Raw genomic sequence first — 589 nt, forward strand, 5'->3', positions numbered from 1 at the left:
CCAACGCTCAGCCGACTCAGGCTGCCGCCGGCGGCGGCCCGCTACCGGGCGGTCCGGGATCCGACGGACCGACCCCACCGAGGCCTACGACGCCCTACGTATCCACTGGTACGGGCCTGGCTCCCGCCGACCCCGGCGGCTCGCCATGGCAGAGACCGGCCGGCCCGCCGGCAGCGACACCGGCATCGTTCTCCGCGGCCTCGTCGTCCGGAAACAGTCCGTTCGATCCCGACCGGACCTCGAGCGGACCCCAGCCCTATTCCGGTGGTCCCGGTGAGGCATCCGGCCGGATCTGGTGGGGCACGCCGTGGAACGCACCGGAGGCGGGTGTCCCAACCGCGTCCGGGAGCACGTCCGGCAGCGGCCGGGGAGCGTCCCCGGCCCCCGACCCGACCCGACCCAGCGGTCCGGGATACCCCGGCGGACCGCTCGGCGCGGGGAACCCGTTCTACGGGCCACCCGCGCCACCGATCGGCCCGTACCACGGCCCCACGCAGACTGCCGGACCGTCGATGCCACCACCGCACCGTCGCAGGCTGGTCGCCGCCGCGATCGCGCTCGCGCTGGTCTCGGCCGGTGTGGGCGGCGG

The sequence above is a fragment of the Candidatus Protofrankia californiensis genome, from assembly GCF_900634765.1.
GTDB classification, from domain to species: Bacteria; Actinomycetota; Actinomycetes; order Frankiales; family Frankiaceae; genus Protofrankia; species Protofrankia californiensis.